A 5,271-nucleotide genomic window follows, 5' to 3' on the forward strand; every position below is an offset into this window, starting at 1 on the left:
AGTGCTCGCGGTGCTCTCGTCGGGCCAGGTCGTGGAGGGGAGGCGTCGGAATCTGCGCGCCGCTGGTGATAATGACATAACGTTTGGCCTATCGGCGTAAGGACCGACCGGGGGAACCGACACAGACGCCTCGCGTTCGGTACTGGAACCGTTCGCACACCCAGAAGGAGAGGGGCGTCGCGCCCAACGGAGGTGTCGCGGCACCCTAGGCTCGGTGCAACGTTCCGTTCGGATATCCAGGCAGGGGAGTCGTCATGGAGACGGTCGAACTATCGGTGGGAACGATCGAGTACGAGGACACGGGTGGGCCGGGGCCGGTCATCGTGTTCCTGCACGGTCTGACCATGGACGGGACGCTCTGGCGTCACGTGGTCGCCGACATGCGCGGCGACTACCGGTGCATCCTGCCGACGTGGCCGCTCGGTGGCCACCGAATTCCGATGAGGCCGGACGCGGACCTGTCGCTGTCGTCGCTCGCCGTGCTGATCGGGGAGTTCGTCGAACGGCTCGGCCTGTCGGATGTGACACTCGCGCAGAACGACTGGGGCGGTGCGCAGGTCCTGATCGCGAACGGCGACACCTCGCGGATCGCCCGGATGATCATCACCGCCAGCGAGGCCTTCGAGAACTACCCACCCCCGCCGGCTCGACCCGTCGCGGCCCTCGCGCGCATCCCGGGTGGGCTCTTCCTCACCATGCAGGCGCTGCGCCTGCGGGTGATGCGACGATCGCCGAGGGCGTGGGGGGCGATGAGCAAGCGCGCGGTACCGACCGAGGTGATGGACGCCTGGTTCCGGCCGGCGACAGAGAGCGCGGCCATACGACGTGACCTCCGGAAATACGTCACCTCCGTGCCGGGCCGGGACACGCTCCGCACCTGGGCCGCCGCGGCCGGAGGCTTTCGGGGTCCGGTGCTGATCGTGTGGGGCACCGAGGACCGGGTGATGCCGATCGAGCACGGCCGCCGTCTGGCCGCGCTCTTTCCCGATGCGGACCTGGTCGAACTCGCCGACTGCTACACGCTGATCCCGGAGGACAGTCCGCGCGAGCTGACCTCGGCCATCCGGGGGTTCCTTTCGCCGGCGTAGTGGTCCGCCGTCGCTCACAGAACCTGGGAGACCCGGTAGGCGACCCCGCCCTCCACCGGATAGCCCGACCCGATGCAGACGATGTCGTTCAGCCACGCGTACTGCGTCGCGCCCGTCTCGAAGAGTGGAGCCGTCCGAAAATAGTACTGAGCAGGGTCGATCCCGGTCCGCTTGGTGGGATCGACGATGTCGGCTCGCAGGTCGGCCGGGACGATCCACCGGCCCCCGTAGGTCACGTGCAGGTGGGCGCCGTCGTCGGTGCGCAGCGTCAGGCGCACGTCCAGGGCCAGTCCTCCGTCGGGGCGATACAGTCCCCAGTCGCCGCCACCGGTCAGTACCTCGCCGCGGAGCCGTGGGCCGTCGAAGGATCCTCCGGCCGCGGTGAAGATGGTCCGGTGCCCGAACGGCCCCTTTCCGACGTTCAGGGGCGGGTTCAGGTCGACGACCATGTCGAACAGGTGTGTCGTCTTGATCTCGTCGATGTCCTTCACGCGTGAGTCCCTGGTCATGTCAACACCTTTCGGAGTGGGGAAGTGGCGGGGCAATTTCAACGTACGACCGTACGTACGTTTAGTCAAGGGTTGTCCGTTCACGCGGGGTTTCGGTCGAGTCACGCTCTGATTGCGCGCTTCTGACTCTTGAGGAGCTGACGAGGTGCGCAGATCGTAAGGGCGCGTACACCGCGCGCGACGGGGCCGACACAATTCGCCCCTAGGGTCGTTGGCATCTCCAACACGCCGACTGTCTTCACCGTCGCAGCAGCTCAGCGTGCCCGTCTGCGTCGACCGACGCGTCACCCATCGGCTGGCTTCGCCCGGCAGCGCAGGGACCATCGGTGCCTGCGAGAGAAAGAAAAGGAATCTCACCGACCATGAAGATGACCAAACTGGCGGCCGTTTCGGCCATGACGATCGCGTCGATGGGAATCATTGCCGGCACCGCCCATGCGGATCCGGCGCCCGCCACGGCAACAGGAGTGGGGTGGAATGTCACCCGCAGCGGCAACCAGGTGATCCTCGATACGGCCGCGGGTTCGCTGGCCACCGAGAACAACCACCTGATCGTGCGGGACTCGAGCGGTGCCATCGTCGAGTCGGTGCCGCTGGCGCTCGCGGTCGACGGCATTTCGCATCCGGTCACGGCGAAGATCGACGGGCGCACCGCGACGCTGACCGCGGACACCAGCCCGGCCGCGGCGACCTCGGTCGCCCTGCCCGCCAAGGACATCGACCTGCCCGCGGCCGTCGCGGGGGTCAAGGACAACATCACGATGACGGGCGCCGTCGGCGGCTTCCTGGGCGCGGCGACCGGCCTGGTCGGCGGCTGCATCCTCGGTGCCGTCGCCGGTGGTGTGGTCTCGGCGCCTGCTGCGATGCTGTTCGGCGCGGGCCCGCTCGCGGGTTGCATCGGCGGGGCGCTGCTGGTGGGGGCAGGCGCTTCGCTGGCGGGTACCGCGATCGGGGGACTGGGCGCCGTGGCCGCCAACGCCCAGCCGTTCATCACCCTGCTGAACGCGCCGCCCGCCGCCAAGAAGTAGCTCTGCGCCAGGCTGCGATAGCGCTGTCGGGTGGCCCGTCCCTCGCGGGCCGGGCCGCCCGACAGCGCCGGTTGTCGTGGCTATCGGCGGCTGAGCAGTGCGGCGAGCATCCCCGCGCCTGCGAGGCCGGCGATGCCGGCGATGGTCAGCCATGATCCGGCGCCGACCGCCCTCGGTGCGACCGCGACGTCCTCACTGATGCCGAGTGAGACGCCACCCTCGCCGCGCGCGGTGACCGTGCAGACGAGCTGACGTCCGTCCGCCCGCGGTGGACCTCGAGCGTCTGGCCATGGTCGGTGATCTGGGCGCCGTCGATAGGCACCAGACTCCCGTCCTCGGCGCGGTCTCCGATCGTCCAATCGACGGTGAGCTGAGCCCGCGGATCTGTCCACTCGGACTGGCATGACACCGTGGAGCCGACGGAGGGTGTGCCCGTGATGCGGGGCGCGGTCACCTGGGCGGGGGCGAGCACGGGATCCGGGGCGAGCGCCCAGCCGCGGATCGTGGCGGCGTCGGTGTACGCGGCGAGTCGCACGGTCGGGTCGTCGCAGTTGTCGCGCCGGTCGAGGTAGCTGGCGATCCCGGCGAGCCGGGCGGTCGGCCCGGTCCCGATGACGAGGGGCCCGCCGGAGTCGCCCGAGCAGGGGACCGTCGTTGACACCGCCGTGTTCGCCATCCCCTCGACGCATAGCGATTGCGCCTGGTCGAAGTCGTACCGATCCGCCATGGTGGCCTGGCATGCGGAGGGCGCAACGACGCGAACGCCCGCCTGCTGCACCGTGTCCGGGCTTCCGGCCGGTTGCGGACCGGTCAGCCCGCGACCCAGGATCCGACCGTTCTGGCCGACCGCCGGCGACGTGTCGATCAGGGGGAGCGGCACCGCATCGGGCACCGGGGACACGAGTTCGAGCACCGCGGCGTCGCGGCTGACCGCGCGGACCCCATCGGGCCGGTCGGTGATCGCGTGGCCCGGCAGGACGCTGTAGCCGCGAACGTCGACAACGTGCCGAGGGTCGCTGAGCCGGTCGGTGTCGGCGACGATCCGCAGCTCCGAGGCATCGGTGCCCTCCGGGACGCAGTGCCCGGCGGTGAGCACCCGTGTCGGGGTGATCAGCGTGCCACCGCACTGGACGGCGTCGTTGTGTTCGCCTGCCGCCACGATCTGCACGAACCAGGGCTGCGATCCCGCGGTCGCGTCGGTTCCGTGCTGGATCGCCAGCGCCGTGACCGGTACGGCGATCGCGGTGAGTGCGGTGAGGAGTCCGGCGAGGGTGAATCGGTGAAAACGCGGCGACGGGTCGGTCTTGATCATGCTCTCCACTCTCGCGTCCGGGACCGGCCGTGCGCATCGGTCTGCGGTGGGAATCGGTGTCATCCCCAGGTCGTACGGACGGCCGCCATGGGGGATCGCTTGGTGGCACGGCTGGTTCGGCCGCGCCGACGTGATGGCGGAGGAGTGGGCGGGATTGGTGGCCATTCGGGGGAGTCGGGTGCCGAAGGGTGGTCCTCGCAGCCTGTCCGAGTGAGCGCGTCGCGGGCCATGCCGTCGGAGAATCGTGGTAACCGGCCGGAGTTCGCGTGAAGTCCGCCTGTGTGCGTCGCTATCCATGTAATCTGTTGTACTGCAGTGAGTTTCATGGATAACAGTGATTATCCATGAAACTCGGTTCCGGTGTCGGCGGTGCGCGGGTCCGTGCTGCCGGTGGGGGTCTGGGGTGCGTCCGGGTGTCGACCGGCGGACTGGATCGCCAAGATCAATCTCGTCGGACGGCTCGGTGCAGCGTCGCCAGTCGTGACGATCTGCCGCCGTTGTCGTGCGCACGTTCGGCATGCGCCATTCCGCGGAGGTCCTCGCGGGGTGTCGGGCCGGACTCGGGTTCGGGCGGCGGGCCGCCGCGCTCGGGTGGTCACCGTGCCCGTGCGAAGGCCTCGCGGGTGAACCCGGTCTATCGGTGCCCGCCGGGGGCGGCCCCATGCACTCAAGATGACATAATGTCGATTATCGGATGTGCGCCGAACTGCCTGATAATGCCGCCGTCGAGTCATTCGTCTCGTCCGGCCTCGCCATGTTGCCGCAATCCGTCAGGATGCTCTGCTGCATGCTCGGATGGCTGGTCGGACTTGTCGGTTGGCGGTCCGCCGGTGTCGGCGACGTTCTCGCCATCGGCTCTCGATTGCCCTCGGGTCGTGCCCTCCGAGGCGCCTTGCCGGCCGCCTGTCCCGTCCGGCGCGTGTCCGGGCCTCGCTGGTCTCTCCATGGCTGCGCCCCCGCCTCCCGGCTACGTCACCCTAATATGTCACTGTGACGTATTAGGGTGGCTCCGCCCGCTGCCTCTTTGAGTGGTTCCGCTACTCAGACCTTGGGTGGCTCCGTCACTGAAGGCTTAGTGACAGAGCCACTGCGGCAATTGCGACTCTGGGTCGAGTCGGAGGCCGAGTTCGTTCTCGCTACCCGTCGCACGGCGCCCGCGCGCATCGTGACCGGCCGTCATTCGCCTACGCTTTCGGTGTGGCGGCTTCGGTGGCGAACGAATGTCGATACTCCCCTGGTGCGCCTCCGGTGGGGCGCCGACCTCATAACGTCACTGTGATGAAATGGCGGGCGGTCGGGCGGGCGTCCAGGCCGTGAGCATTGGCCTGGATCAC

Annotated in this window: 5 protein-coding genes; 2 read left to right on the plus strand and 3 right to left on the minus strand. The window is 68.8% G+C overall.

Annotated elements, in window-relative coordinates; all coding sequences use genetic code 11:
• The first annotated feature begins 254 nt into the window (after positions 1-254).
• Complete coding sequence (locus RM1_RS02230; protein WP_072749807.1) at positions 255-1,088, plus strand: alpha/beta fold hydrolase; 834 nt, start codon at positions 255-257, stop codon at positions 1,086-1,088.
• A 14-nt stretch (positions 1,089-1,102) separates the two neighbouring features.
• Here RM1_RS02230 and RM1_RS02235 read toward each other — a convergent pair whose 3' ends face one another.
• Complete coding sequence (locus RM1_RS02235; protein WP_072749808.1) at positions 1,103-1,597, minus strand: DUF3237 domain-containing protein; 495 nt, start codon at positions 1,595-1,597, stop codon at positions 1,103-1,105.
• 238 nt (positions 1,598-1,835) lie between these two features.
• Positions 1,836-2,018, minus strand: coding sequence for a hypothetical protein (locus tag RM1_RS26320; RefSeq protein ID WP_169922269.1), 183 nt, complete (start codon positions 2,016-2,018; stop codon positions 1,836-1,838).
• Between RM1_RS26320 and RM1_RS02240 the strand changes: the two genes are divergently transcribed.
• Entirely contained in the window at positions 1,960-2,625 is a 666-nt protein-coding gene (locus RM1_RS02240) for a DUF8020 domain-containing protein (RefSeq protein ID WP_072749809.1), read from the plus strand. The genes RM1_RS26320 and RM1_RS02240 overlap by 59 nt on opposite strands.
• Positions 2,626-2,770: 145 nt before the next feature.
• Here the strand turns inward: RM1_RS02240 and RM1_RS26325 are convergent, their stop codons facing one another.
• Complete coding sequence (locus RM1_RS26325) at positions 2,771-3,937, minus strand: S1 family peptidase (protein WP_169922275.1); 1,167 nt, start codon at positions 3,935-3,937, stop codon at positions 2,771-2,773.
• Positions 3,938-5,271: the final 1,334 nt, after the last annotated feature.

Origin of the sequence: Rhodococcus maanshanensis NBRC 100610 (assembly GCF_001894865.1) — a bacterium.
Lineage (GTDB): Bacteria > Actinomycetota > Actinomycetes > Mycobacteriales > Mycobacteriaceae > Rhodococcus_G > Rhodococcus_G maanshanensis.